At 54.5% G+C, this 25663-nt stretch carries 24 protein-coding genes; 14 read left to right on the top strand and 10 right to left on the bottom strand.

Annotation, left to right across the window (positions count from 1 at the left end):
• Nucleotides 1-28: 28 nt before the first annotated feature.
• Genes ACFQ0F_RS08245 through pdxA form a run of 6 tightly spaced genes read right to left on the bottom strand, consistent with a single transcriptional unit; the run spans nt 29 to nt 5071 of the window.
• The gene (locus tag ACFQ0F_RS08245) at nt 29-781 is read right to left on the bottom strand and encodes a pteridine reductase (RefSeq protein ID WP_379071030.1); all 753 of its coding nucleotides are present in this window, start codon (nt 779-781) and stop codon (nt 29-31) included.
• Entirely contained in the window at nt 774-2015 is a 1242-nt protein-coding gene (locus tag ACFQ0F_RS08240; RefSeq protein WP_379071027.1) for a multifunctional CCA addition/repair protein, read from the bottom strand. The genes ACFQ0F_RS08245 and ACFQ0F_RS08240 overlap by 8 nt, the downstream gene beginning before the upstream one ends.
• Entirely contained in the window at nt 2012-2824 is an 813-nt protein-coding gene (locus ACFQ0F_RS08235; RefSeq protein WP_379071024.1) for a symmetrical bis(5'-nucleosyl)-tetraphosphatase, read from the bottom strand. Before ACFQ0F_RS08235 ends, ACFQ0F_RS08240 begins: the two co-directional genes overlap by 4 nt.
• A complete protein-coding gene (gene apaG / locus ACFQ0F_RS08230) occupies nt 2824-3219 on the bottom strand; it encodes a Co2+/Mg2+ efflux protein ApaG (protein ID WP_340675399.1) in 396 nt (131 codons plus the stop codon). Before apaG ends, ACFQ0F_RS08235 begins: the two co-directional genes overlap by 1 nt.
• On the bottom strand, nt 3216-4046 hold the full coding sequence (rsmA, locus tag ACFQ0F_RS08225; RefSeq protein ID WP_340675400.1) for a 16S rRNA (adenine(1518)-N(6)/adenine(1519)-N(6))-dimethyltransferase RsmA: 831 nt from the start codon (nt 4044-4046) through the stop codon (nt 3216-3218). Before rsmA ends, apaG begins: the two co-directional genes overlap by 4 nt.
• Nucleotides 4043-5071 (bottom strand): 4-hydroxythreonine-4-phosphate dehydrogenase PdxA, encoded by a 1029-nt coding sequence (gene pdxA, locus ACFQ0F_RS08220; protein WP_379071020.1) that lies wholly within the window; start codon nt 5069-5071, stop codon nt 4043-4045. Before pdxA ends, rsmA begins: the two co-directional genes overlap by 4 nt.
• A gap of 263 nt (nt 5072-5334) precedes the next feature.
• Here pdxA and ACFQ0F_RS08215 point away from each other — a divergent pair, with 263 nt between their 5' ends.
• The gene (locus tag ACFQ0F_RS08215; protein WP_340675402.1) at nt 5335-6510 is read left to right on the top strand and encodes a sensor histidine kinase; all 1176 of its coding nucleotides are present in this window, start codon (nt 5335-5337) and stop codon (nt 6508-6510) included.
• 2 nt (nt 6511-6512) lie between these two features.
• Nucleotides 6513-7196 (top strand): response regulator, encoded by a 684-nt coding sequence (locus tag ACFQ0F_RS08210; RefSeq protein WP_379071017.1) that lies wholly within the window; start codon nt 6513-6515, stop codon nt 7194-7196.
• A gap of 6 nt (nt 7197-7202) precedes the next feature.
• On the opposite strand, the gene ACFQ0F_RS08205 is transcribed toward ACFQ0F_RS08210, so the two are convergent.
• Nucleotides 7203-8588: a peptidylprolyl isomerase gene (locus ACFQ0F_RS08205; RefSeq protein WP_340675404.1), complete on the bottom strand. Its 1386-nt coding sequence runs from the start codon at nt 8586-8588 to the stop codon at nt 7203-7205.
• Entirely contained in the window at nt 8588-11275 is a 2688-nt protein-coding gene (locus ACFQ0F_RS08200; RefSeq protein WP_379071014.1) for an LPS-assembly protein LptD, read from the bottom strand. The genes ACFQ0F_RS08205 and ACFQ0F_RS08200 overlap by 1 nt, the downstream gene beginning before the upstream one ends.
• Nucleotides 11276-11353: 78 nt before the next feature.
• Between ACFQ0F_RS08200 and ACFQ0F_RS08195 the strand changes: the two genes are divergently transcribed.
• The 9 genes from ACFQ0F_RS08195 to ACFQ0F_RS08155 all read left to right on the top strand — a co-directional run bounded on the left by ACFQ0F_RS08195 (nt 11354) and on the right by ACFQ0F_RS08155 (nt 19095).
• Nucleotides 11354-12409, top strand: a complete 1056-nt coding sequence (locus ACFQ0F_RS08195) for an aminoglycoside phosphotransferase family protein (RefSeq protein WP_379071012.1) — start codon at nt 11354-11356, stop codon at nt 12407-12409.
• Complete coding sequence (gene murU, locus ACFQ0F_RS08190; RefSeq protein ID WP_379071009.1) at nt 12406-13122, top strand: N-acetylmuramate alpha-1-phosphate uridylyltransferase MurU; 717 nt, start codon at nt 12406-12408, stop codon at nt 13120-13122. The genes ACFQ0F_RS08195 and murU overlap by 4 nt, the downstream gene beginning before the upstream one ends.
• A 16-nt stretch (nt 13123-13138) precedes the next feature.
• Nucleotides 13139-13813 (top strand): ribulose-phosphate 3-epimerase, encoded by a 675-nt coding sequence (gene rpe / locus ACFQ0F_RS08185; protein ID WP_340675408.1) that lies wholly within the window; start codon nt 13139-13141, stop codon nt 13811-13813.
• A gap of 42 nt (nt 13814-13855) precedes the next feature.
• Nucleotides 13856-14545: a phosphoglycolate phosphatase gene (locus ACFQ0F_RS08180; protein ID WP_379071006.1), complete on the top strand. Its 690-nt coding sequence runs from the start codon at nt 13856-13858 to the stop codon at nt 14543-14545.
• A 157-nt stretch (nt 14546-14702) separates the two neighbouring features.
• The gene (gene trpE / locus ACFQ0F_RS08175) at nt 14703-16187 is read left to right on the top strand and encodes an anthranilate synthase component I (RefSeq protein WP_340675410.1); all 1485 of its coding nucleotides are present in this window, start codon (nt 14703-14705) and stop codon (nt 16185-16187) included.
• Nucleotides 16188-16190: 3 nt separating this feature from the next.
• Nucleotides 16191-16775, top strand: coding sequence for an aminodeoxychorismate/anthranilate synthase component II (locus ACFQ0F_RS08170; protein ID WP_340675411.1), 585 nt, complete (start codon nt 16191-16193; stop codon nt 16773-16775).
• Nucleotides 16776-16777: 2 nt separating this feature from the next.
• Nucleotides 16778-17827, top strand: a complete 1050-nt coding sequence (gene trpD, locus ACFQ0F_RS08165) for an anthranilate phosphoribosyltransferase (protein WP_340675412.1) — start codon at nt 16778-16780, stop codon at nt 17825-17827.
• Nucleotides 17824-18612 carry an indole-3-glycerol phosphate synthase TrpC gene (gene trpC / locus ACFQ0F_RS08160; RefSeq protein WP_340675413.1) on the top strand — a complete coding sequence of 263 codons (789 nt, stop codon included), beginning with the start codon at nt 17824-17826 and terminating at the stop codon, nt 18610-18612. The genes trpD and trpC overlap by 4 nt, the downstream gene beginning before the upstream one ends.
• 57 nt (nt 18613-18669) lie before the next feature.
• On the top strand, nt 18670-19095 hold the full coding sequence (locus tag ACFQ0F_RS08155) for an OsmC family protein (protein WP_379070999.1): 426 nt from the start codon (nt 18670-18672) through the stop codon (nt 19093-19095).
• Nucleotides 19096-19108: 13 nt separating this feature from the next.
• On the opposite strand, the gene coq7 is transcribed toward ACFQ0F_RS08155, so the two are convergent.
• A complete protein-coding gene (gene coq7 / locus ACFQ0F_RS08150; RefSeq protein ID WP_340675415.1) occupies nt 19109-19753 on the bottom strand; it encodes a 2-polyprenyl-3-methyl-6-methoxy-1,4-benzoquinone monooxygenase in 645 nt (214 codons plus the stop codon).
• Between the two features lie 3 nt (nt 19754-19756).
• Nucleotides 19757-20101, bottom strand: a complete 345-nt coding sequence (locus ACFQ0F_RS08145) for a histidine triad nucleotide-binding protein (protein WP_340675416.1) — start codon at nt 20099-20101, stop codon at nt 19757-19759.
• Nucleotides 20102-20446: 345 nt separating this feature from the next.
• Here ACFQ0F_RS08145 and glnA point away from each other — a divergent pair, with 345 nt between their 5' ends.
• The 3 genes from glnA to rfbD all read left to right on the top strand — a co-directional run bounded on the left by glnA (nt 20447) and on the right by rfbD (nt 25617).
• Nucleotides 20447-21856: a type I glutamate--ammonia ligase gene (gene glnA, locus ACFQ0F_RS08140; RefSeq protein WP_340675417.1), complete on the top strand. Its 1410-nt coding sequence runs from the start codon at nt 20447-20449 to the stop codon at nt 21854-21856.
• Nucleotides 21857-22003: 147 nt separating this feature from the next.
• On the top strand, nt 22004-24718 hold the full coding sequence (gene glnE / locus ACFQ0F_RS08135) for a bifunctional [glutamate--ammonia ligase]-adenylyl-L-tyrosine phosphorylase/[glutamate--ammonia-ligase] adenylyltransferase (RefSeq protein WP_379070993.1): 2715 nt from the start codon (nt 22004-22006) through the stop codon (nt 24716-24718).
• A complete protein-coding gene (rfbD, locus tag ACFQ0F_RS08130; RefSeq protein WP_379070990.1) occupies nt 24715-25617 on the top strand; it encodes a dTDP-4-dehydrorhamnose reductase in 903 nt (300 codons plus the stop codon). The genes glnE and rfbD overlap by 4 nt, the downstream gene beginning before the upstream one ends.
• Nucleotides 25618-25663 lie beyond the last annotated feature (46 nt).

The following is a 25663-nucleotide window of genomic DNA, read 5'->3' as shown; positions in this document are numbered from 1 at the left end:
ACGAGCGCTAGGCCTGTTGTCGGCGGGCTCAGCCCCAGACCGTGCGACCGCCATCGACAGCGATAATCTGACCATTGATGTAGCTAGTACCAGTAATTAAAAACACCACTGCTTCAGCAACTGCCTCAACGCCACCAACTCGCCCCATGGGCACGGTGCGCAAGATCTCGGTCTTCATTGCCTCACTCATTTCACCGCTACCTTCGGGCCAGGCAATTGCGCCTGGCGACACACCATTGACACGAATAGCAGGTGCCAGCTCCTTTGCTAGTGCCCGAGTCATGGCGGCATTGGCTGCTTTTGCCATGCAGTAGAGGCTGTGATCTTGCAGCGGATATGCAGCGTGAATATCAATGATATTGACGATGGCGCCAGCGCCACGTGCTGCCAATGCAGGCCGCAGCGCTTGGCTTAGGAAATACGGAGCGCGCGCATTGCTGGCGAAAAGAAGGTCCCAGTCATTTTGCGTGGCACCACCAAAGGGCGTGGGGTAGAAGCTAGAGGCGTTGTTCACCAATGCATCGAGTCGCCTCCAATGCGCCTGTGCTTTCTCGGCTAGTGCTGTAATTGCATTTGCATCGCTAAGGTCGGCGACGAGATAGTGCGCTGAATCTAAGCGCTGGAGATTTAGGCGCTGGCACAGGCTTTCAGCATCGGCCTCGCTGTGATGGCAGTGCACCAATACGCGCCAGCCTAAGGCGTGTAACTGCTCAGTAATGGCTGCACCAACTCGCTTTGCAGCACCTGTGATTAGCGCAACGGGAGCGTCAGAATTATTCATGCTTAGCCTGCCAACTCGCCTTAAATTCAGTCAGTCTTTCTAGTCGTATGGCCGCAATGGCGTTAGCCATTTCCGCACCACGATAACCTTGCGCAACAAGCGCGGCATTGTCGATATGACAGGCAGCAGCAGCGCCTAACCAAAAATCGCGCTGCCAATACGGGCGATCTTCCAAGCCTGTGCGTCCACGAGCATCGGCCTCGCAGGCATTGAGAAACTCGCCTAGGCGCTCGTGTCGGCGCCACGCATCTACGCGCTGCAAACGATCAAGTAAAACTTCTGCCGAGTGTGTATTGGCGCGATGGCAGTCAAGATGAAACTCGCCAACGACGCGAGCTAAGGCCTGATGTGTCGCCGGCACTTTTAGGCGAGCGCAGAGCGCATCGATCAATGGCAGGCCGCGAACTTCATGGCCGGTATGGCTTGGTAAAACAGGGTCTGGCGTTAGGGCTTTGCCGAGATCATGCACGAGCACAGCAAAGCGGACAGCGCTTGAGGCTTGCAGGCGCGCGGCCTGGCCTAAGGCCATTAGCGTGTGCACGCCGGTGTCTATTTCGGGGTGATAATCCGCGCGCTGGGGCACACCAAAGAGCGCATCGACTTCGGGAAAACAGACCTTTAGCGCGCCACAATCGCGCAGTACTTGGAAATAAATCTGCGGTGCGTCGCTCATTAGCGCACGTTCGGTTTCTTGCCACACGCGCTCGGGCGTTAGCAGTGCCAGTTCGCCTGACTCTGCCAGTTCGCGCATCAGCGCTAATGTATCGTTGGCCACGCGAAAGCCAAGACTATGAAAACGTGCGGCAAATCGTGCAACGCGCAGCACACGCAGTGGATCTTCAGCAAACGCCGGTGAGACGTGTCGCAGTAAGCGGTCGGCTAAGTCTTGCTGGCCACCGTAGGGGTCGATTAGCGCGCCAGCGTCAGCTTTGGCCATGGCGTTGATGGTGAGGTCGCGGCGCTCAAGGTCGGCCTCCAAGCTCACATCGGGATGAAAGTCGCAGATAAAGCCGTGATAGCCCGCGCCCTGTTTACGCTCGGTGCGCGCCAAGGCGTATTCGGCCTGCGTTTCGGGATGCAAAAATACCGGGAATTCATGTCCAACTTGGCGATAGCCTTGATCGGTTAGCCATTCCGGTGTTGCGCCTACCACCACATAATCGATGTCATGTACCGGCAGGCCGAGCAGCTCATCACGCACGGCACCGCCAACGCGATAAATCTGCGGGCTCATGTCAGCCCCGGCGTACTGGTCGTGCGCTCGCCGGTCTCTAGGCAATAGGCCGTGAGGTATTTGCCCCAGACGCAGCCGCTATCGAGTGCGATGGCATGGGTTTGATGAGTGATGCTGTCGAGCGCTGCCCAATGGCCGAAAAATACGCGCTGGGCAACAGGGCGCAGAGCCGGCCAATCAAACCATGCCTTAAAGCCTTCGGGCAGATCGCTATTGCCAGTTTTGTGCTGAAAATTTAACTGGCCATCGGCGTCGATTAAACGCATGCGAGTGAAATGATTGGTGATGACGCGCAGGCGATCGGTACCAGCTAAGTCATCGCTCCACGCACTGGGCTCGTTGCCATACATGGCGGCAAAAAAACCAGCGGCGTGTTCGCTGCGTAGGATGGTTTCAACCTCAAAGGCGAGCGTTTGCGCCTGCTCAAAAGACCAGCTTGGCGGTAGACCAGCATGAGTCAACACATCGCCTGTGGGCAGTGTGATCAGCAGCGGCTGTTGCTGCAGCCAGCGCATGAGCTCAGCGGCATCGAATGCATCTAGAATCGGCTGTGTGAGATCTTTTGGCTTCACTCTGGCATGGCCGTGAAAGGCTGCTAACAAGTGCAAGTCATGGTTGCCGAGCACGGTGCTGGCAGCTGAACCAAGATTTTTAATAAGCCGCAATGTGCCAAGTGAATCTGGCCCGCGTGCGACTAAATCACCAGCAAAAAACACATGATCGGTAGATGGATCAAAGGCGATGCGCACTAATAAGTCTTCGAGCGCGGCTCGACAACCTTGCACATCGCCGATGAGAAAATGGCGCATCAGTTTAGTACGCGAGGGATAGCCAGCGTGAAGGCAGGAATCGGCGATTCGAAGCGCTCGCCAATGTCATCGAGCATGCCATAGGAGCCGTGCATGCTGCCCACTGGCGTTTCGATCACGGTGCCACTGGTGTATTCGAAAAATTCGCCCGGGGCTAAAACGGGCTGCTCGCCAATCACGCCATCGCCGCGAATTTCCTGCACGCTGGCCTCACTATTTGTGATGATCCAGTGCCGCGTTAGCAGGCGTACGGTGCGCGTGCCTTCGTTTTTAATATGAATGTGATAGGCAAACACATAGCGCTGATCACTCGGGCTCGATGGCTCTGCAAGGTATTCGCTGCGCACCGATACGCGGATGCCGCGCTCGTCGGTTGCTTGCACTGATTGGCTCATGTGGGTTCGTCCAAAAGGGCGTGAGTAATGGCTACATAGTCTGCCACTGACAAGGTTTCAGGGCGAGCACCTAAGTTTACGCCAGCCTTTTCCAATGCGCTGGCGGGGTATTTTCCTAGGGCATTGCGTAAGGTTTTTCGGCGCATAGTAAATGCAGTGCCGACAACTTCGCCGAGCAGTTTTTCATCACGGCAAGGATGTGGCAACACAGCGTGTGGCGTGAGGCGAATGATCGCCGACATCACTTTCGGCGGCGGATTAAATGCCTCTGGCGGCACATCAAATAGCCATTCGGGCAAGCAGCGATATTGCGTCATCACACTCAGTCGGCCATAGGCTGAATCGCCTGGGCCAGAGCACAGCCGATCGACCACTTCCTTTTGCAGCATAAAAGTCATGTCGACGATCAGTTCGCTATGGCTGAGCAGATGAAAAATCAGCGGTGTGGAGATGTTATAGGGCAGGTTGCCAATGACACGAATCGGCGCATCGGCACTCGCCAAGGTGCTGAAATCGAACTTCAGCGCATCGCCTTCGTGAATGATCAGCTCGCCGAGACCTGCCAGTGTTTTTGGCAAACGAGCAGCTAAGTCACGATCGAGCTCGATGACGTGCAGGCGCTCAACGGCTGGCAATAAAAACTTTGTCAGTGCTGCTAAGCCTGGACCAATTTCCACCACTGATTGGCCAGGAATTGGCGTGAAGCTGGCGACGATTTGCTGAATCACGCGCTCATCATGGAGAAAGTTTTGGCCAAAGCGTTTGCGTACAACATGGCCCTCAACAGCTTTTCCTGATGGGCGGCGCTTTGGGCGAGGTGAGTTCATACGAGTAAATCCTGTGTGCCCAATAGCGAGCGTCTAGCGTTGATCATGGCAAGTGCCTCATGGATGGCGGCTTTCAAGCTGCCGGCATTGGCAAGACCGGTGCCGGCGAGTGTGAGCGCGGTGCCGTGATCAACTGAGGTGCGAATAATTGGTAGGCCTAGCGTGATGTTCACGGCATTGCCGAAGCCGGCGTGTTTTAGCACCGGCAAACCTTGGTCATGATACATCGCCAAGACGGCATCGGCCTGCTGCAAATGCTGTGGCGTAAACAGTGTGTCGGCGGGCAGTGGGCCGATGAGGCTTAAACCTTCTTCGCGCAAGGCCGCGAGTGTGGGCTCAATAATTTCAATTTCTTCGCGGCCCAAATGCCCACCCTCGCCGGCGTGCGGATTCAGGCCAGTGACATAAATTCGCGGCTGAGCAATACCAAACTTATCGCGTAAATCGGCGTGCAAAATTCGTAACACCTGCTTCAGGCGTGTCGGCGTGATGGCATCGGCAACATCGCGCAAGGGTAAGTGCGTCGTAGCCAGCGCCACGCGCAAGCCGAGGCAGGTCAGCATCATCACCACGCGCTCAACGCCGCATCGCTCTTGCAGAAACTCGGTGTGGCCGCTGAAGGCAATGCCAGCGTCGTTAATCACCGCCTTGTGCAGCGGGGCAGTTATTAATGCATCGAAGCCACCATCTAGACAACCATCGCAGGCACGGGTTAGTGAGGCCAAGACTGCAGGCACTAGTGCGGTATTGAGTTGGCCGGGCTGCTCCTGTTCGGGCAATGGCGTTTCGCAAACCCACAAATGCCCAGGCGTATGCTCTGAAGCAGGTGAGTTAGGCTGCCAAGCGCTACAGCTCAGCGGCAGCTTCAAGCGCGCAGCAGCACGCAGCAGCATGGCGCTATCGCTAATGGCAATGAGTTGCGCCGGCCACGACTCTTGGGCAATCTGCACAAGCAGATCGGGGCCAATGCCAGCAGGTTCGCCGGGCGTTAGCGCTAGGCGTGAAATGATATGAGGGTGTGACATGCGAAGGTGCATCCCGTGCGTCGGTCATTCACGCCATTGTGCCATAGGCAACCTGAGAGGGGAGTGAATGCCGACGTCGGACGCTCTGCGCTGGAGGCCTACCGCAAAGGGCTGCAGTGCAGGTGTTATGGCCAGCAGAGGTGGCCTGATTAACGACTTGGCTATTGTTAGATGATTGCTCCGCGCCGCCAAGTAAAAATCCCGTAAAATCGGCGTAGTTATTTTCACACACGCTTTTTATGTGGCCTTTCATGGAGAGCGTTATGTTGTCGTGGCTGAGTTTACGCCCATACGTTTTTGCGCTCAGCGTGTTGGCGGCGACTACCTTGCTCGCATGGCTATTGCAGCCCTATGTGTCGCTACCAAATCTCGTCTTACTATTTGTTATGGCCGCCGTCATGGTGGCCTATTGGGGCGGTCGTGGCGCAGCTGTGTTGGCGTCGGTGCTGGGAGGTTTGGCTTATGCCGTGCTCTATGTGCCATGGGCATTTTTGGATGTTGCGGAAACGGGGCAGTACGCCTTAACGCTATTTATTACTGTCGGTTTGAGTTGGTTTATTAGCCAGCTCACCACGCGTTGGCGAGATCAAGCATTGGTCGCTACCGAGCGGGCGCGCGAGCTAGACCGGCTGTATCGCTATACCCGTGAGCTAGAGACCGAACGCCTTCGCAACTCGGTATTAAGCGCGCTATCGCATGATTTGCGCACGCCATTGGCAAGTCTAGTGGGTGCGAGCTCATCGTTAATGTCTGATGAAATCACCTTAGATGAGCCCGCTCAGCGCGAACTCATGAGTCTTATTTATGATGAGTCGCGGCGCATGCAGGTGCTCGTTGAGAATTTGCTGGAGTTAGCGCGACTTGAGTCCGGCCCGGTAAAACTGCAGCAAGACTGGCAGGCCTTGGAAGAGGTATTAGGCGCTGCTCTGGCGGTATGGCGTCGTGCATTAGCGCCGCGAGAAATTCGTGTAGAACTGCCTGATGACTTGCCGTTGCTGCGCTTTGACCCACGTTTATTAGAGCGAGTATTCGCCAATTTATTTGAAAATATTGGTAAATACACGCCGGAGCAGACTGTGGTTACTGTGCGCGCCAAGGTTCTTGCCGATGTTGTGACTTTGACCATTAGTGACAATGGCCCGGGCTTTAGTGAAGACCCTAGCATGCTGTTTCAGAAATTTTATCGTGGCGACAGCGTGGGTTCTGCACCGGGCGCTGGGCTAGGTTTGACGATTTGTCGTGCCATTATGGATGCCCATGACGGAAGCATTGTGGCGAGTAGTCGAGATCCGCAAGGTGCACGTTTTACTCTGAGCTTGCCGACGAGCGCGCAACCCATGCTCGACTACGATGAGGCTTCAGATGACGATGAGCTTGCATTGCCAAGCAATAGTGCTCAAACAGCAGTAGCTAATGCAGCGACCGAAGGTAGGGACTAGGCATGAGCGTTGATATTTTAGTGATTGAAGATGAGTCCAGCCTGGTGCGATTACTATCGACGGCGCTGACGGCTCAAGGCTACGTCGTCACCACCGCGATGTCGGGGAATGAAGCTTTAGCGCGTGTGGCCGTAGATGATCCAGCACTGATTTTGCTCGATCTTGGCCTGCCAGATATTGATGGCCTTCAGCTATTGCCGCGGCTGAAAGAGCGCTGTGCAGCGCAAGTTATTGTGGTATCGGCACGCAGCCGCGAAGAGGAAAAAATTGCAGCGCTTGATGCCGGTGCGGAGGATTACTTAACCAAGCCATTTGGTGTGGCTGAGCTTTTAGCGCGCTTACGCGTGGCGCAGAGGAGGCGGCTCGAAAGTACGCCAATTAGTCAGCAATATTCGGTGGCTGAGTTGTTTATTGATTTAGCACAACGCCAAGTCACTCTGGCCGGTGTGCCGGTGAGATTAACGCCGAAAGAGTTTCAGATGTTGGCCATTTTGGCGCAATCGGCTGGGCGAGTGGTCACGCATGCTCAGCTATTGCAGGCGGTATGGGGACGCCATCATGGCGATGACACCCACTATTTGCGGATTTATTTGCGGCAACTGCGACAGAAAATTGAAGCCAATCCAAGCGAGCCCCGTTATTTGCTAACGGAGCTCGGTGTTGGTTATCGTTTGGCGGCAGAGTAGTAGGGCTTAGTTGCTGCCACGGAAGTCGACATAGGCCTCTGCGCGAAGCTCACGTAGCCATGCCCCAAGCTCTTCGTCATAGGCTCGAGCAAAGAGAATCTGCTTAGCACGATCGCGTAGAACGGTTTCGCGCATATCTTTTTCACGCTCGCCATCGACGCGCAAAATATGCCAGCCAAAACTACTTTGGAATGGTTGGCTAATAGCACCGATCGGTGTTTGCCCAATCATGCTGTCGAACTCAGGCACCATGTCGCCGGGCGAAACCCAGCCCAAGTCGCCACCTTTTACTGCAGAGCCTGGGTCTTGCGAATTGATGCGTGCTAACTCAGCAAAGTCGGCGCCATTTTTCAGCTTCTTATAAAGCACATTCATGACTTCACGAATGTCTTCGCTAGACTGCAAGTCATTGGGACGCATGAGAATATGACGCACCTCACGCTGCTTAACGACCGTAGTAGGGACGGGCGGTGGTGGCGGCAATAGTGTGTTTGGGCTGCGCAGTTCGCGACGATCCAGTAGCCAAATTAAGTGCCAGCCGCGCGGTGAGCGAATTAGCTCTGGCGCATCACCAGCGATCAAGCGCTCTAGCGGCGCTTGCAGTAAGTCGGGCAGTTGCGCAGTGCTACGCCAGCCTAATGGCTCAATTGCGGCCTCAGGAGCTTTGCCTTTAAAGCTATCGATGGCCTGCTCGGGAGTCATTGCCTGCGCTTGCAACTGCAGAATTTGCTTGGCGAGATCGGCTAAGCGCAGCTGCTCTTTAGCGTTGGCACTTTCTTCCACGGGCACTAGCACTTGCGTGACTAAATACTCCATGGTTGGCGCTGCAACGGGCGCGGCAGCTTCTGACTTTTTATTGAGCTGAACATCGAGCTGTCGGTTTAGCTCGGAGCCGGCAGGCGTGGCCATAAACTGATTGATGTCGGCATCAGTAATATTGATGCGATCGTTCATGCGGCGTTGGCGCATACGCTCAATGATTTGCTCGCGAGCAATGGCATTGCGCAAATACTCGAACGAAGTGCCTGGTGTGCTGTCGAGCTTGGCGCGAAAGGCGTCAAGGCTTAAGCCATTTTGCTTGGCTAAATTTGCCAGCGCGGCATTCACGGTATTGTCATCAGGGCGAATGCTGTTGCGGCTAGCGAGTTGTAGCTGCAAGTTTTCCATGATCAGCTGTTCGCGAGCGGCACCAAATAGCTGCGCATCGTCTGGCACTTGAGCGCCGCGCTGCTGCGCTTGAAAGCGCAGGTCGCCCATACGCGCTTCGATATCAGATTTCAAAATCACGCCATCGTTGACGATGACGGCGACTTGATCGACCGCTGTCGCCGCGTGCGATACGCCAGTTAGCAGTGTCGTTAAGCAGGTGAGTGCCAGCAGATAGCGCCGCATTAAAAGCCTTCCTTTTTGTGATCAAGTTGGTTGTAGCCGAACACGTTTTTCTCAAACAAGGTGTCGACGTTAGTGCCGAATCCTGCCAAACCTTTCAGCACGATTTCAATAAAGATAGCCTCGCGGCTACGGTCAGATGTGGGGCTGTTGTTGGCCGCCGCATCGGCAATAAAACTGCGTTTAAACAGGCGCACCTGCCAACAGCAAGCCTCGTACGATACGCCAAAGAGAGCCTCTTGTGACTCTTTTTCCTTGATGTCGTAGTTCCATAAGCCGAGCACTTTCCAGTTCACGCCCAATGGTTGAACGAAGGATAGCTGAGTTTGGCTGACGGCTTTTTGGCCGATGCTTGGGTCATCGCGGCGGAAGCGATAGCCGGCGTTATAGAGGCGGTCGCCTGTTTTTGGTAAGTAGCTAGCGCCAACGCTGTATTGCGAGAGGCGAGAGCCTTCAGAGTCCATCAGCAAGTCGGCAAAAAAGCTGGTTTCTTCATTGGCGCGGAAAGTCATATTGCCGGCATAGCTAGATGCGGGGCTGGTGTCGACTGCGACAGCAGGATCTAAGCGAACCTCGCGGTCACGCAAATAGACAATTTGGCCTAATGACGCTTGTAGGCGCTCAAAGCCATCGGCGTCGAGCCAGCGGGAGGTTAAGCCGATAGCGACCTGGTTGGCATCATCGATGCGGTCACCGCCGGAAAAGCGGGTGTCACGAAAGAGCTGATCATAGCTAAATGTGGTCACGGCGCTGTCGAAGTTAGGCAATGAGCTTTGGTCGCGATTCGGCGCGTAGAGGTAATACAGGCGAGGCTCAAGTACTTGCGAGCTGCCGTTATTGCTGAAGCGTTCGAAAATTAAACCAGTGTCTAGACTTAGCGTTGGCACAGTTAGGCTGGTATCTTCATTGCCAGTGACGCCATTGCCATCGAGCGCATAGCTCAAGTGGCTGAGTTTGGCTGCTGGACGTAGATAGCCCCAAGGTTGCGAATAATCAAAGCGAACCTCTGGATCTAAGCGTATGCGTGTGCCATTGACTTCGGGCGCGCTGCCATCATCAATATTGCGCTCAAAGCGAGCTACTTCCGCGCGCATGCTGCGTTGCCAGCCCGGTAAGCGCTCGCGCTCACTGGTGACTAGAAATTGCGGTACGCGTGAGTAGGGCTTATCGACATCTAAAAGATCAGGGTCGATGGTTTGGAAGCCTTGTGCTCGAGCGACGAAATGCCAGTCTGGTGTGTCGTAAAACACTTCGCCTAAACGCTCTTGGTGCGTTTGGTTAGCGAGATTTAGGTCAGTGCCTAAATCGGTGAAATAGAAATTATCTGAGACATAATTCAGCGAGGTACGTGCGCGCCAGCCATTTTGCCAATCAGCGCGCTGATCTAGCGAGGCGGACTTGCGATCTTCACCTGTTTTTTGATCGCCAGGCAAAATAGCCGCTTTCAGCTCGCCGCTGCCAAAGTCATGCGTTAAATAGCGAGTTTCGGTTTCTAGCATGGCACCGCGCGAGCTCAGCAGACGCGGTGTCACTGTGGCATCGAGTTGCGGTGCAATATTCAAATAAATCGGCACTGACAGATCGAAGCCGCCATCGTTGGTGTTACCAAAGCGCGGAATCAAGATGCCGGTTTGGCGGCGATCATCAATTGGAAAGCGGAAGTACGGTAAGTACAGAATTGGCACGTCTTGAATGCGCAATTTAGCGCTATAAACTTCGCCAATGCCGGTGTTGGGATTGAGCTCAATATCTTTCGCTTCAAATGACCAGACACGACTACCTGGTGCGCAAGTGGTGTAAATGCCGCGGTCGATTAATAGCGTGCCGTCGCTAAAGCGGCGCATACGATCGGCGCGGCCGTGGGCATGCATGGCTTGCGAGACAAACTCGCTGCTGAGTAGTTGGCCTGCGCTGGTGTTGATATTCACTACCGCTTGTTCGCCGGTGAGCAATACGCCGGGTTGAGCAATGCGCACATTGCCATCGAAGCGACCAAAGTTACGGTCTTGCGTGATGCTGCCGCTGTCGGCTTCGAGCAGGCGGCCGCCCTGTGTGATGCGCACGCTGCCGCTGAGATCAGCGCCGCCTTCATCGTTATAGCTTAATGAGTTGGCTAGAGCCTCGATGTCGGAGGTGTCTAAGTCGCCCAATGGTGTGCTCAATGGCACAGGCGTGGCCCATGCGCCTTGGCAAGTGGCATCTAATGGCGGCTTGTCGGCGTCGGGCAGTTGTGCGATTTGAGCGGTGGTTAACCAGCCTAGGCGTGTCCCGACTGTATCGACACTGTCTAGATCTTTAGTCGGCGTGGCGGCTATCGATGTCGCAGCAGCTGGAGCATCCACGACAACTTTGTCGGCTGGTTTCGCGGGCTCAATAATTCTTGCCGGTTCAGCAATAGTAGGCGGAATAACCGCGCTGCTCGGGCTTGGCTGATTCACCGATTTCGGAGCGACCGGACTAGGAACGCTGGGCAGTTGCATCAGCAAAGATGATGGACGTTGTGGCTTAGGAGCCTCAATAAATTCATCGTCACGCTCAGCAGCGGCATAAACTGAGAGTCCTTCATTGGACTCGACGCCGTATGGTGACGCAGATAAGCCGGCGCTAGGCAGCACTAAAAGTGCTGCAGCCAGAGGGGTTAGGCGGGCAAAAGCCACCTTTGCAGAAGTATTTACAAGTTTATTTGTCATGGCGCGCAAGCAGGGGTCGCATCAGGATTTAACGGATAATAGAATCATTGACCCCTGTTCAGCTAGGAAAATCCCGTAATGAGCTCAGATGTCCGCGCGCAACAGCTCGCGCAATGGCTGCACGCTTGGCATAAAGGCCAGCCGCAGTGGTCTTCCACCATGGGCCCATTAACGATGATTTCTGGCGATGCCAGCTTTCGCCGCTACTTCCGCCAAGTGTTTTCGCAGGGCAGTTTAGTGGCTGTCGATGCGCCACCCGAAAAGGAAAATTGCCATCCATTCGTGGCGATTGCCGGTGCGTTACACGACCACGGCCTGTGTGTGCCGCAAGTGCTGGCATGGTCGTCATCGAAAGGATTTATGCTGCTCACCGATTTGGGCGACACCTTGTTAGGTTCGGAGCTGAGCGCGACATCGGTCAACACACTTTATGGTGCCGCGATGACGGCATTGATCGATATGCTGGATTGCCCTGCGCCAACCAATTACGCCTTGCCTAGCTATGACCGTGAGCGCCTGCTAACAGAAATGCGTCTGCTCAGTGATTGGTTTATTCCGCAGCTCTTGGGCGTGACCTTAAATGAAGTTGATGCAGCTGCTCTTGAGGCGCAATTTGGTCTGATCGCCGATGCTATTGCAGAGCAGCCCACCGGCTTTGTTCATCGTGATTATCACTCGCGCAATCTCATGCTCACGCCCGAAGGCGAGCTTGGCATTATCGATTTTCAAGACGCGGTAACAGGGCCAATTACCTATGATCTGATGTCGCTATTGCGCGATGCCTATGTGGTTTGGCCGGCAGAGGATGTCAATCGTTGGATTGCGCAATTTCATCGCCAGCTGCAGCAGGCAGGCAAACTTGAGCGACATATTAGCTTGAGCTTGTTTGCGCGCTGGTGCGATTGGATCGCCGTGCAACGCCATCTCAAAGTGTTGGGTATTTTTGCTCGCCTAAGCTTTCGCGACGGCAAGCATGGCTATCTCAACGATATTCCTGTGGTCTATCGCTATGCGCTTGATGAATTAGCGCCGTATGCAGAGCTGGCACCATTACGTGCCATCTTGCTGAAGATTTTGCCCGAATATTTAGCGCGCAACCCGAGTGCTGCGCCGACATTGGAGTCGTATTTGTGAAAGCAATGATTCTGGCTGCCGGTCTGGGTACGCGCATGCGGCCACTGACTGATGACACGCCGAAGCCTCTACTCAAGGTGGGTGGCAAGCCGCTGATCGTATGGCATCTTGAAGCTTTGCGTGCGGCAGGAATAACACAAGTCGTTATTAATACTGCATGGCTAGGTAAAAAGCTCGAGCAGGTCTTGGCAGATGGGCGCAGTTTCGGCGTGCAAATTCATTGGTCGCATGAACCTGATGGCAAGCCGCTGGAAACAGCAGGTGGCATCGTGCAGGCGCTGAGCTTGATCGGCAATGAGCCATTTATCTTGGTCAATGGCGATATTTGGCTGCGCTATAACATGACTGCCTTGCGCGGGGCGTTGGCTCCTGGCAAGCAGGCACACTTAGTGTTAGTCGATAATCCTGAGCATAATTTAATGGGTGATTTTGGCTTGCAGGGCATCACATCTGGCGCCCCTGTGGTTGGAGAGCAGGCGTTGCTGACTGATAAGTGTGAAGACTCAGCCTTCACATATGCCGGCTTGGCCGTGTATTGTCCTAGTCTCTTTCAGGGCTTAAGCCAAGGTGTGCGGCCATTGGCTCCCTTGCTGCATGATGCCATTGCCGCTGGCCGTGCCAGTGGTGAGTATTTTCCCGGCCCTTGGGTTGATGTTGGCACGCCGCAGCGACTTACCGACCTAGATACGGCCATCTGCGCCCGCCAAATTTAACTTGTACGAGAGCGTTATGACTGAGTTTTTAATTGCACCATCCATTCTGTCTGCTGATTTTGCTCGCCTTGGTGCGGAAGTCGATGCCGTGCTCGAAGCGGGTGCCGATGTCGTGCATTTCGATGTCATGGATAATCACTATGTGCCGAATCTGACCATTGGTCCGATGGTCTGCAAAGCGCTGCGCAAATACGGCGTCACTGCGCCCATCGATGCGCATTTGATGGTGCGTCCGGTCGATCGCCTGATCGGTGATTTTATTGAAGCGGGTGCCAGTATCGTCACCTTTCACCCCGAAGCCTCTGATCATGTCGACCGCTCATTGGAGCTGATACGCTCGGGTGGCGCCAAATGCGGGCTAGTGTTTAATCCAGGCACGCCGCTGCATTACCTTGACTACGTGATGGATAAGGTTGATGTGATTTTGTTGATGAGCGTGAACCCCGGTTTCGGTGGGCAGAAATTCATTCCCGGCACCTTGGCAAAGCTGCGTGAAGCACGTGCACGCATTGACGCTTCGGGGCGTGATATTCGTTTAGAGATTGATGGCGGCGTGACCGCGAAAAATATTCGTGAAATTGCCGAGGCTGGCGCTGATATGTTTGTTGCCGGTTCGGCAATCTTCAATACGCCGAGTTATGCCGAAGCTATTGCTGCGATGCGTGCGGAGTTGGCGCAAGCAAAACGCTAGGGCAGACTGGTCGAAGTGCTTTCTAACAGCGGAGTGTGCGACATGGATGAACTGAAAAGTTGGTTTGGTGGTCTACCGCAACTCATTATGTTTGATTTGGATGGCACGCTTGCCGATAGCGCTGCTGATATTGCCATTGCGCTCAATCGCGCGCTGGACGACTTGGCTCTGCCGCCAGTGGCCGATGAAGTGGTGCGCAACGGCATTGGTCGTGGTGCCGCACGCTTAATGGATGTCGCCCTGCAGCATGTGCGGCCTCAGCTCGATAACGCCATGCAGCGCCAAGTTGAAAACGAGCAATTGCTGAGCGCTTTTATGCACCGCTACGAAGACGCGGTGTGCGAATTCAGCACGGTGTATCCCGGCGTACGTGAGTTTCTCGACGCGGCAAAAGCGCAGGGCATTAACATGGCCTGCATCACCAACAAGCCGCTAAAGCCCGCCAATGCACTGCTCGATGCGCTCGAACTCAGTGAGTATTTCAGCGTGGTGTTGGGCGGCGATTCTTTAACGCACAAAAAGCCACACCCCGAACCGCTGCAACATTCGCTGCGGCATTTCTCAGTAACTCCCGACAAAGCCCTGATGATTGGTGACTCGCGCAATGACGTGGAAGCGGCGAAAGCGGCTGGCGTGCGTGTATTGGCACTGCCCTATGGCTATAATTACGGCGAAGCCATTGAGGCCAGTGAACCCGATCGCGTGGTTGCCACATTGGCCGACATGCTTTAATTTTCAAACCTCTGTGATAGGCGCGACGGTGTGTCGCGCTATCCGCTGAATTTAGGTGTGCATGATGCGTTTGCTCAACCGTGTTGACTGCTTCTGCTGGCGATGGTGATTGCCTCGCTAACACGTTGTGCCGTCTGCATTTTTTGAGTGAAACCACATGAACGCTGAAACCTTTGCTGGGCTATTAGCCCAAGGCTATAACCGCATCCCCGTGGTGCGCGAAATCCTCGCCGATCTCGATACTCCTCTGTCGTGCTACCTGAAAGTGGCGAACGCGCCTTACACCTATTTGTTTGAATCGGTGCAGGGCGGTGAGCAGTGGGGCCGCTATTCGATGATCGGCTTGCCAGCACGAACGGTGTTGCGCATCAATGGTCATCAGATCGACATTCGCCGTGATGGTGTGGTGCTCGAACAGTTCACTTGTGATGACCCATTGGCTTTTGTCGATGAGTTTCGCGAGCGTTATCGCGTACCAGAGCTTGAGCATTTGCCACGCTTCAGCGGCGGCCTCGTCGGCTATTTCTCTTACGACACTGTGCGTTATGTCGAGAAGCGTTTGGCCGCCGTAGTAAAACCAGACCCGATTGGCACGCCAGATATTTTCTTTATGGTGTCAGATGAAGTCTTGGTTTTCGACAACATCAAGGGCACGGTGCTGCTCGTTGTCCATGCCGACCCTGCACAGGCTGATGCGCTGGCGAATGCTGAAAAGCGTATCGACGATTTGGTAGCGGTACTGCGCCAACCTATCTCCGTGCGTCCAGAAGATGCCTTTGTGCCTGATCAGGTCACGTGCGAGGCAGACTTTGTTTCTAGCTTTCCTGAGGCCGACTTTAAGGCCGGCGTGAACCGCATCAAGGATTATGTGCTGGCGGGCGATGTCATGCAGGTAGTGCCGTCGCAGCGCTTAAGTGCGCCATTTGTGCAGCCACCGTTGTCGCTGTATCGCGCCTTGCGACATCTGAATCCATCGCCTTATATGTACTTTGTTCATTGCGACGACTTCCATATTGTCGGCTCCAGTCCAGAAATTTTGGCTCGCGTTGAAAATGGCCAAGTCTCGGTGCGCCCGATTGCCGGCACACGCAAGCGCGGTGCCACACCTGAGCGCGATCGTGAGCTCGAAGTGGAGTTATTGGCCGACCCGAAAGAGATTGCCGAGCATCTGATGCTTATCGATTTAGGTCGCAATGACGTTGGTCGCGTCGCACAAATCGGCCAAGTGCGCCTGACTGAAAAAATGAAGATCGAGCGCTACTCGCACGTCATGCATATCGTCTCCAATGTTGAGGCGACATTGCGTCCCGAAGTGACGGCGCTCGATGTCCTGCGCGCGACTTTGCCGGCCGGCACGCTGTCGGGTGCACCGAAAGTGCGTGCGATGGAAATTATCGATGAGCTCGAGCCAGTGAAACGCGGCATTTATGGCGGCGCCGTCGGCTATTTAGCGTGGAATGGTGCGATGGACACGGCGATTGCCATTCGCACCGCCGTGCTCAAAGACGGCCAAATGCATGTGCAGGCAGGTGCCGGCGTCGTTGCCGATTCCGTGCCTGAGCTGGAATGGATGGAAACCTTAAATAAAGCGCGTGCGCTCATGAAAGCCGCTGAGCTGGCATCGACCGGGTTTGGGAGCTAAGCCATGTTGCTGATGATCGATAATTACGACTCCTTCACTTACAACCTCGTGCAGTATTTCGGCGAGCTCGGTGAAGAAGTGCGTGTCTTTCGCAATGATGAAATCACCCTAGAGCAAATCGCTGAGCTAGCACCATCGCGCTTAGTTGTCTCGCCGGGCCCATGTACCCCGACCGAGGCAGGCATTTCGATTGCTGCCATTGAGCGCTTTGCTGGGCAGATTCCCATCTTGGGCGTGTGCTTAGGCCACCAGAGCATTGGCCAGTTATATGGCGGTGAAGTGGTGCGCGCACGGCAGGTCATGCATGGCAAAACCTCGCCGGTGTATCACGCCAATCAAGGCGTGTTTCGCGACCTTAATAACCCGCTGGTGTCGACACGTTACCATTCACTAGTGGTGCGCGCCGAGACCTTGCCCGAGTGCCTGGAGGTGACGGCGTGGACGCAACATGCCGATGGCTCGCGTGATGAAATCATGGGTCTGCGCCATAAAACCTTGGCAGTGGAGGGCGTGCAATTTCACCCCGAATCTATTCTCAGTGAGCAAGGTCATGCGCTGCTGAAAAACTTTCTTGAGCAGGTGCGATGAGCATGGACATAAAAGCTTCCCTTGGGCGTTTGGTCGAGCGCATCAATCTGTCCACAGATGAAATGCAAGACATCATGCGCGCGCTGATGCAGGGCGAGTTGGCCGATGCGCAAATTGCAGCGCTGCTGGTGGCATTGCGCATGAAGGGCGAGTCGATTGATGAGATTGAAGGTGCAGCACGCGTAATGCGCGAGCTCGCCACGCCGGTCGTGCTTGCTGAGCATCCGCACATCGTCGACATCGTCGGTACTGGTGGTGATGGCGCTAACTTATTTAATGTCTCTACTGCGGCAGCGATGGTGGTTGCCGCCGCCGGCGCGCGCGTGGCTAAGCATGGTAATCGTGCGGTGTCATCGAAAAGTGGTAGCGCCGACTTGCTCGAAGCTGCTGGTGTTAATTTGGCGCTCGATGCCGAGCAAGTCGCACGCTGCATCAATGAAGTTGGTGTTGGCTTTTTGTTCGCAGTGAATCATCACGGCGCGATGAAGTATGCGGTGCCGGCTCGACAAGCAGTGGGCATTCGCACGCTGTTTAATTTGCTTGGTCCACTGACCAATCCGGCCTTTGTAAAGCGCCAAGTCGTTGGTGTATTTAACCCTGCGTTATGCCGCCCGATGGCGGAGGTGCTAATGCGGTTGGGTAGTGTTCATGCATTAGTGGTGTGTGCCAATGATGGCCTCGATGAGGTTTCGCTAGCCACGCCCACCCGCGTGGCTGAGCTGAAAAATGGCGAAGTGAAAGAGTATGTCATCACGCCAGAATCGCTTGGCGTGCCCAGTCAAAGCCTTGTGGGTTTGAGTGTGGCGAATTCGTCTGAATCGCTGGCTCTAATTCAAAATGCCTTGGGCAAGCGCAGCACGCCCGAGGCAGTGAAGGCGGCGCAGCTCATCTCGCTCAATGCTGGTGCGGCGATTTACGTTGCCGGCATTTGCCAGACTTGGGCGCAAGGCGTGGCCTTTGCCGATGACTTAATGTGTAGCGGTCAAGCATTAGAGAAGCTAAATGATCTGCGCTCATTTACCCGTGCCTTGCGCCCGGAGGCCTCAGCGTGAGTACTATTCTCGACAAAATCATGGCGCGTAAGCGCGAAGAAGTTGCCACGCGCCGCAAGCGTTATTCGCTAGCTAATCAAGAAGACTTTGCCCGCGAAGCTAGCCCTGTGCGTGGCTTCACCGCCGCCGTGCAAGGCCGCATTGCGCAAGGTCAATCGGGCGTAATTGCCGAGATTAAAAAGGCTTCGCCATCGAAAGGTGTGATTCGCGAAAACTTTCAGCCCGATGCCATTGCCGCGTCGTATCAAGCCGGTGGCGCTGCCTGTTTATCGGTGCTGACCGATGTCGACTTTTTCCAAGGCAGCGATGCTTATCTCAAGCAAGCTCGTGCTGCCTGCGACTTGCCGGTAATCCGCAAAGACTTTCTCTACGATCCGTATCAAGTAGTTGAAGCGCGTGGCATCGGTGCCGATTGCGTGCTGCTGATCGTGGCTGCGCTTTCCGATGCCCAGCTCAATGAGCTCTATGCCTGTGCTCGCGAGCACAATATGGATGTCTTAATTGAGGTGCATGATCGCGCCGAGCTGCTGCGTGCTTTGCCCTTAGGTAGTCCGCTAGTTGGTATCAATAACCGCAACCTTCACAGCTTCGAGGTCTCGCTCAATAACACGCTAGATTTGCTCGCTGAAATCCCAACGGGGCGCACAGTGATTACTGAGAGCGGCATTAGCACGCGCGATGATGTTGCCTTGATGCGTGAGCATGGCGTCAATGGTTTCTTAGTAGGTGAGGCCTTTATGCGCGCGCCTGAACCAGGCGATATGCTGGCGTCTCTGTTTAGTTAAGCATTTTTTTTCAAACGGCATTTATAAGCTCAGGCGATTTGAGCAGAGGAGTTCATCATGCAAGCACGCGTTCATTGGCAGGGCGAAGTCAGCTTCCGCGCCGAGTCCGGCACTGGTCATTCGGTGGTGATGGATGGTCCACCGGACCACGGCGGCTTAGATCGTGGCCCGCGCCCCATGGAGCTTTTGCTGATGGGCATGGGCGGCTGCGCTTCGTTTGATGTCATGACCATGCTAAAAAAATCGCGCCAGCAAGTCACTCATTGCGAGGCCGTACTCGATGCCGAACGCGCCGACGCCGTGCCAGCAGTTTTCACCAAAATTCATGTGCACTTCATCGTAGAAGGCATTGGCCTAAATGAGGCGCATGTGAAGCGCGCCGTTATGCTCTCTGCAGAAAAATACTGCTCGGCATCGATCATGCTGCAGGCCGGCGGCGTCGAAATTACGCATAGCTATGAGGTGTTAGAAACACCCGGCTGAGTAATGATCGGAACTACACGTAATAAGTAGTTCCTGTCATCACTTTGGCCATCACCGACATGGCGTGCTGCACCGGCGCAGGCAATTCAGCGGCGCCGGCATCAATGGCCATTTGCCGATGTTCCGCTTCGTCGCTATGCATCTGCGCCAGTACCGCGCGGGTGCGGCGATCGTTCATGGGTAGCTGGTTTAAATGCCCCTGCAAATGCTCACAAACCTGAGCCTCAGTCGCGGCAACAAAGCCCAAGCTCCATTTATCGCCAGCCAAACCAGCTAAAGCGCCCATAGCAAACGATGCGCCATAAAACAGCGGATTTAAGCGGCTAGCCGGCGCGCCCAGCTCATCTAAACGCTGCTGGCACCACGCCAAATGATCGACTTCTTCGGCAGCTGCTTGCTGCATATCGCTACGCACTGTTGGCAGCTTTGCGGTTAGCGCTTGGCCTTGATAGAGCGCCTGCGCGCAGACCTCGCCAGTATGATTTACTCGCATAAAGCCGGCCACTTGGCGGCGTTCCTCATCAGATAAGCCTGCTTCAGCATGGGCAATAGCTGGCGACGGGCGCTGTGCCACGGCGGCATCGCGAGCCAGTGTGCGCAAGACTTGGTCGGCCTCGCAGATGAGCTTGTCGACCCAGCTTAATTGACGTTGGCTCATGACTTAACCTGGTGGCCAAGTGAGCTTGCGACCAGCAAGCAAGTGCAGGTGGATGTGGTAGACGCTTTGGCCGCCGTTACCATTGCAATTCATCACCACGCGATAGCCATCGTCGGCCACGCCTAAGTCGGCGGCGAGCTTGCTGGCAGTGGTCATCAGTTCACCTAAAATCAGCGCTTCACTCGCAGGCACATCATTGAGCGTGGTGTAGTGCTGCTTGGGGATAATCAGCAAGTGCGTTGGTGCTGCGGGAAATAAGTCGTGGAAAGCCACCACGCGATCATCTTCATAAACGATGCGAGCGTTGACTTCTTTGTTGGCGATCTTGCAAAAAATGCAGTCGGTCATAAGCTGACTCTGAGGTTTGAGGGTGAATAAAACATATAGCTAGCTAGCCTAAGGGCTCTGCTGTCTTTGAGCAATAAATGCTATTGTATCTCGCCTTGCGGTGAGCTGTGAGCTCATGGCAAGGCGTGCATTATTTTGGTGCGCTTCCGCAGCATCCTGCCTTATTTTGGGGCAAGTGGCGCAGGGCAAGCACCAATGTAGCGCTCGGAAGGCCGCTAGTACTGAGCTTATGACGTTTTGCTCAGACTGGCATGGATGTTGCTGAAACCCTAGTCAGACAACGCGCGCTCTGCGCCTCGTTAGTCATTTACTCGAATTGAACACCAGCTCTCTGGAGGAGCCAATATGTCGAACAAGGTGCTGAATCTGATCAAAGAAAACGAAGCCAGATGGGTAGACTTTCGTTTCACCGACACCAAGGGTAAAGAGCAGCATGTCTCCTACCCAGCCCACACCATAGACGAAGATACTTTCGTTGATGGCAAAATGTTTGATGGTTCCTCCATCGCCGGCTGGAAAGGCATTGAGGCCTCAGACATGATTCTCATGCCTGATGCTGAAACCGCTTTCATGGACCCGTTCTTTGAAGAATCCACCGTCGTTGTTACCTGCGACGTTATTGAGCCAACAACCGGCCAGGGCTACGAGCGCGATCCACGCTCCATCGCCAAACGCGCTGAAGCGTATTTGCAGTCGACCGGTATTGGCGACACTGCATTCTTTGGCCCAGAGCCAGAGTTCTTCATTTTTGACGACGTTAAATGGCAAATCGATTATTCCGGCTGCAGCGTGAAAATCAGCGCAGAAGAAGCGGCATGGTCAACCAACAGCACATTTGAAGGCGGCAACTCAGGCCACCGTCCTAGCATCAAAGGCGGCTACTTCCCCGTGCCACCAATGGACCCAGCGCAAGATTTACGTGCTGCCATGTGTACTGCTATCGAAGCTATGCTTGGCGAAGGTAAAGTTGAAGTGCAGCACCACGAAGTGGCGACTTGCCAGGCCGAAATCGGTGTCACTTTTAACACGCTAGTGCGCAAAGCTGACGAAGTGCAGGTACTGAAATACGCCATTCACAACACAGCTCACGCCTACGGTAAAACTGCTACGTTTATGCCTAAGCCCATCGTTGGTGATAACGGCTCTGGCATGCACGTGCACATGTCCATCTCCAAAGATGGCAAAAACTTGTTTGCTGGCGACCAGTACGCGGGCTTGTCGGAAATGGCTTTGTTCTTCATCGGCGGCATCATCAAGCATGCCCGCGCGTTGAACGCGATCACCAACCCCTCGACCAATAGCTATAAGCGTCTCGTGCCACATTACGAAGCGCCCATCATGCTGGCTTATTCGGCACGCAACCGTTCAGCTTCGATCCGTATTCCTTATGTGTCGAGCCCGAAAGGCAAGCGTATTGAAGCGCGCTTCCCAGACCCCGTAGCTAACCCCTACCTGTGTTTTGCTGCGCTGTTGATGGCTGGCCTCGATGGCATCCAAAACAAAATGCACCCAGGCGAAGCAGCAGACAAAAACCTGTATGACTTACCGCCAGAAGAAGAAGCGAAGATCCCAACAGTAGCTCACAGCTTAGAAATGGCTCTCGACGCTCTGAAGGCTGACCATGACTTCCTGCTTAAAGGTGGCGTGTTCACTAAAGAAATGTTGGATGCCTACATTGAGTTGAAAACTGAAGAAGCTCGCCGTGTTAGCACGACGACTCACCCAGTTGAATTCGATATGTACTACAGCTGCTAGTCGCTTAGCGGTTTTAGCTGCGCCAAAAGGCCTGCCTCGTGCAGGCCTTTTTGTTATTGGGCATCGGCAAAATGTTATGGTGCGTGGCATCATCAGCGCTGATTTGAGCGCGATAGCATTAAGCAAAACTATTAGAAGGGAACAGGCATGGAGCTGCTGAAAAACGCATTAGCGTGGTCGCCATGGTTCGCCCAGCAATATGAGCTACTAACACCGGTGCAGCGCGAGGCTTTGCTGGCATCGTTGTTTCTGGCGCGGAGTGCTGCTGATTGGCAGGCCTTGGCTCAAGCGCAAATAGCTGATCTGCCAAGCGCCGAGTCGCGTCCATTACCAGAGCTTGCTCGTGGCGTTGATCCACGCTGGCAGGCACGGCTGCGACAATGGCGCCGTGTCGAGCAAATGCGCTTAATTGCTCGCGATATGTCGCGCTTGTCGACCATGCCTGAGCTCACAGCTGAGCTGTCGTATTTTGCCGATGCTGCAGTCGGTGTGGCATTGGCGCAAGCGCATCAAGAAGTTGCCTTACTGCACGGGCAGCCGATAGGTGGCGACAGTGGTAAGTCGCAGGCCATGTTGGTCATTGGCATGGGAAAGCTAGGTGGCTATGAGCTCAATCTCTCCTCCGATATTGACCTGATTTTCAGCTACGAGGAAGAGGGCGAAACCGATGGTCGCCGCAGCATTAGCAACCAAGAGTTTTTTAGTAAGGTTGGGCAGCGCATCATTACCCTGCTTGATCCAATCACTGCCGATGGCTTTGTCTTTCGCGTTGATATGCGCCTGCGGCCTTGGGGTGATGGCTCCGCGCTAGTTGCTGGCTTTGATGCACTTGAGAGCTATTACGAGCGCCATGGTCGCGAATGGGAGCGCTATGCTTTTATAAAAGCGCGTATATGCGCTGGCGATAGGGCTGCTGGTGAGCGCTTGATGAAATCTCTCAAGCCTTTTGTTTATCGGCGCTATATTGATTTCGGCGTGTTTGAGTCGCTGCGTGAAATGAAATCAATGATTGCGCGTGAAGTGCGCCGCCTTGACCGCGAAGACAATATCAAGCTCGGAAGCGGTGGTATTCGCGAGATCGAATTTATCGCGCAAGCATTTCAGCTGATTCGCGGTGGTGTCGATACGCCGTTGCAAACACGTGAGTTATTGACGGTGTTGCCGTTACTGGCTGAGCGTGAGCTATTGCCGCAAGCAGCTGTGGATGAACTGACAGCGGCTTATTATTTTTTGCGCGATTGCGAGCATCGCATACAGGCTTTGTATGACCAACAAACACAAACGCTACCCAGTGCTGCCTCAGATCGCCAGCGCTTAGCAGAGGCAATGGGATATGCCGATTGGCCGATGTTTAGTGCCGCGCTGGCGGCTCATCGTGCAGTAGTTAGCAGCTACTTTCAGGATGTGATTGTTTCGAGTGAGGCTGAGCCTGCAGATGAGGCTGCAATGGATACCTGGCCAGAGGCTGTGCAAGCGCTGATTGACTCACGTGCTAGCCAGCAACTGGGTAGTACTAGTCGAGCGCGCTTAAAGCGACTACTGCCTTTGCTTGTCACGCAATGCCAAGCGCATGAGCGACCGGAATTGGCGTTGTCACGCGTACTTCCGCTGATCGAAGCTACGCTGCGGCGCTCGGCTTACCTGATGCTATTAATTGAAAATCCCGAAGCGCTGTCTCGATTAGTGGATCTTTGTGCAGTCAGCCCCTGGATTGCCGAAGCACTGGCGCGGCATCCAGTCTTGCTCGATGAACTACTCAATGCCGCCACTTTGTTTGCGCCGCCAAGCGCTGAGGTCTTAGCGACCGACTTACGTTCGCAGCTCATGCGCATCCCCGAGGATGATCTTGAGCGACAGATGGATGTGCTGCGTATTTTCCAAAAAGGTCATGTGTTGCGCGTAGCGGCATCGGACCTGAAAGGCACATTGCCATTGATGAAAATTAGCGATGCACTGACGTGGATTGCGGAGGTTGTGCTGCAAGAAGTGTTGAATCTGTGTTGGCATCAATTGGTGGCTAAACATGGCCGACCGCATCGTGTCGATGGTAGCGATTGTGAGCCAGGATTCATCATTGTTGGCTACGGCAAACTCGGTGGCATTGAGCTTGGCTATGGCTCCGATTTGGACTTGGTGTTTATTCACGATGGCGATCCGTCCGGTGAAACCAATGGCGCTAAGCCGTTAGACACCGCCAGTTTTTACGCGCGCCTAGGGCAAAAAATCATTCACATGATGACCACGGCAATGGCCACGGGCCTGCTCTATGACGTGGACATGCGCCTACGACCTTCTGGCGCATCAGGTTTACTGGTGACTTCGCTCGATGGTTTTGCCAAATACCAGGCTGAACATGCTTGGACCTGGGAGCATCAGGCCTTGGTACGGGCTCGCGTGGTGGCCGGCGATCAGGCGTTGGCGGAAGGTTTTGGCGGTGTGCGCGAAGCGCTTTTACGGCGCACACGCGACGCCGCATCTCTACGTATTGAAGTTGTTGAGATGCGGCAAAAAATGCGCGATCACCTAGCGCCAAAAGATCTGAGCGAAGTGGACTTAAAGCACAGCCCTGGCGGCCTTGTTGATATTGAATTTTTAGTGCAATACCTAGCGCTGGCACACGCTCATGCGCACCCTGAAATCTGTCAGTGGCCGGACAATATGCGCCTGCTAGAGACATTTATGACGACGGGTATTTTGCCAGCAGCGGATGCGCAGCAGTTGATGGAGGCATATATCAGCCTTCGTGCGCGTGGGCACCGCCAGGCCTTGGCCAATGAGAAGCAGCTACTTGCGGCAGATGAGCTGCGTAGCGAGCGCGAAGCGGTGCGGCGCATTTGGTACGACACAATGGAGAGTTTATGAAAATACTAATTACCGGTGCCAATGGCCAAGTGGGCCATGCACTAACGCAGCGTCTGGCTAGCTTAGGCGAAGTCATTGCCCTGGATAGACAAGGTGCAGACTTGAGTAAACCTGAGGGGTTGGTGGCTGTGCTCGATGCACATCGGCCAGACTGGATCATCAATGCAGCGGCTTATACAGCAGTAGATAAAGCCGAGAGTGAGCAGGACTTGGCGAATGAGATCAATACTAAAGCACCAGGCGTGATGGCTGCATGGGCCGAAAAGCATGGCGCGAGATTGGTGCATTACTCCACCGACTATGTTTTCGATGGCCAGCTTGATCGACCTTACAGAGAGGATGACGCGACGGCTCCGCTGAATGTTTACGGCGCCACTAAGTTGGCCGGTGAGCAAGCTATTTTGGCGACAAAGGCGCAGGCATGGGTGTTCCGCACAACCTGGGTTTTTGCTGCTCATGGCGCTAATTTCCTGAAAACCATGCTAAGGCTAGGGCAGGAGCGCGATGCTCTGTCGGTGGTTAATGACCAGATCGGTGCGCCAACCTCGGCTAGTTGGATAGCAGAGGTTACGGCACGCTTGATCGAGGCGGAAAACACACCGGCTACAGGTGTTTATCATCTGGCCGCTGCGGGTAGCACGCACTGGCAGGGCTATGCGCAATTTGTGCTTAGTGAGGCTCAGCGCCTAGGTGTGTCACTTAAGGTGAGTCCTGAGCAAGTGGCCGGCATTCCGTCGAGCGCGTATCCGACGCCGGCACAACGACCAATGAACTCGCGCCTAAATAGCGATGCACTCATGGGTGCCTTAGGTCTAAGCGCGCCGGATTGGCGCACAGACGTGGCACAAGTGACTGCGGAACTCGTGGGTCAAGCAAAATCATCAAGCAAGGGCGTTTAGCTAGTATCGAAAAGCACGACTTTATGGTGCAATAGCCCACTACTTT

This window comes from Paraperlucidibaca wandonensis, assembly GCF_042677145.1.
Lineage (GTDB): Bacteria > Pseudomonadota > Gammaproteobacteria > Pseudomonadales > Moraxellaceae > Perlucidibaca > Perlucidibaca wandonensis.
The sequence above is the reverse complement of the archived record's forward strand: the minus strand, read 5'-3'. Positions and strand labels throughout refer to the sequence as shown.

Bases quoted from the DNA above. Each gene is read 5' to 3' on its own strand.
- ACFQ0F_RS08245 (WP_379071030.1), bottom strand. From the start codon at position 781: ATGAATAATTCTGACGCTCCCGTTGCGCTAATCACAGGTGCTGCAAAG.
- ACFQ0F_RS08240 (WP_379071027.1), bottom strand. From the start codon at position 2,015: ATGAGCCCGCAGATTTATCGCGTTGGCGGTGCCGTGCGTGATGAGCTG.
- ACFQ0F_RS08235 (WP_379071024.1), bottom strand. From the start codon at position 2,824: ATGCGCCATTTTCTCATCGGCGATGTGCAAGGTTGTCGAGCCGCGCTC.
- apaG (WP_340675399.1), bottom strand. From the start codon at position 3,219: ATGAGCCAATCAGTGCAAGCAACCGACGAGCGCGGCATCCGCGTATCG.
- rsmA (WP_340675400.1), bottom strand. From the start codon at position 4,046: ATGAACTCACCTCGCCCAAAGCGCCGCCCATCAGGAAAAGCTGTTGAG.
- pdxA (WP_379071020.1), bottom strand. From the start codon at position 5,071: ATGTCACACCCTCATATCATTTCACGCCTAGCGCTAACGCCCGGCGAA.
- ACFQ0F_RS08215 (WP_340675402.1), top strand. From the start codon at position 5,335: ATGTTGTCGTGGCTGAGTTTACGCCCATACGTTTTTGCGCTCAGCGTG.
- ACFQ0F_RS08210 (WP_379071017.1), top strand. From the start codon at position 6,513: ATGAGCGTTGATATTTTAGTGATTGAAGATGAGTCCAGCCTGGTGCGA.
- ACFQ0F_RS08205 (WP_340675404.1), bottom strand. From the start codon at position 8,588: ATGCGGCGCTATCTGCTGGCACTCACCTGCTTAACGACACTGCTAACT.
- ACFQ0F_RS08200 (WP_379071014.1), bottom strand. From the start codon at position 11,275: ATGACAAATAAACTTGTAAATACTTCTGCAAAGGTGGCTTTTGCCCGC.
- ACFQ0F_RS08195 (WP_379071012.1), top strand. From the start codon at position 11,354: ATGAGCTCAGATGTCCGCGCGCAACAGCTCGCGCAATGGCTGCACGCT.
- rpe (WP_340675408.1), top strand. From the start codon at position 13,139: ATGACTGAGTTTTTAATTGCACCATCCATTCTGTCTGCTGATTTTGCT.
- ACFQ0F_RS08180 (WP_379071006.1), top strand. From the start codon at position 13,856: ATGGATGAACTGAAAAGTTGGTTTGGTGGTCTACCGCAACTCATTATG.
- trpE (WP_340675410.1), top strand. From the start codon at position 14,703: ATGAACGCTGAAACCTTTGCTGGGCTATTAGCCCAAGGCTATAACCGC.
- ACFQ0F_RS08170 (WP_340675411.1), top strand. From the start codon at position 16,191: ATGTTGCTGATGATCGATAATTACGACTCCTTCACTTACAACCTCGTG.
- trpD (WP_340675412.1), top strand. From the start codon at position 16,778: ATGGACATAAAAGCTTCCCTTGGGCGTTTGGTCGAGCGCATCAATCTG.
- ACFQ0F_RS08155 (WP_379070999.1), top strand. From the start codon at position 18,670: ATGCAAGCACGCGTTCATTGGCAGGGCGAAGTCAGCTTCCGCGCCGAG.
- coq7 (WP_340675415.1), bottom strand. From the start codon at position 19,753: ATGAGCCAACGTCAATTAAGCTGGGTCGACAAGCTCATCTGCGAGGCC.
- ACFQ0F_RS08145 (WP_340675416.1), bottom strand. From the start codon at position 20,101: ATGACCGACTGCATTTTTTGCAAGATCGCCAACAAAGAAGTCAACGCT.
- glnA (WP_340675417.1), top strand. From the start codon at position 20,447: ATGTCGAACAAGGTGCTGAATCTGATCAAAGAAAACGAAGCCAGATGG.
- glnE (WP_379070993.1), top strand. From the start codon at position 22,004: ATGGAGCTGCTGAAAAACGCATTAGCGTGGTCGCCATGGTTCGCCCAG.
- rfbD (WP_379070990.1), top strand. From the start codon at position 24,715: ATGAAAATACTAATTACCGGTGCCAATGGCCAAGTGGGCCATGCACTA.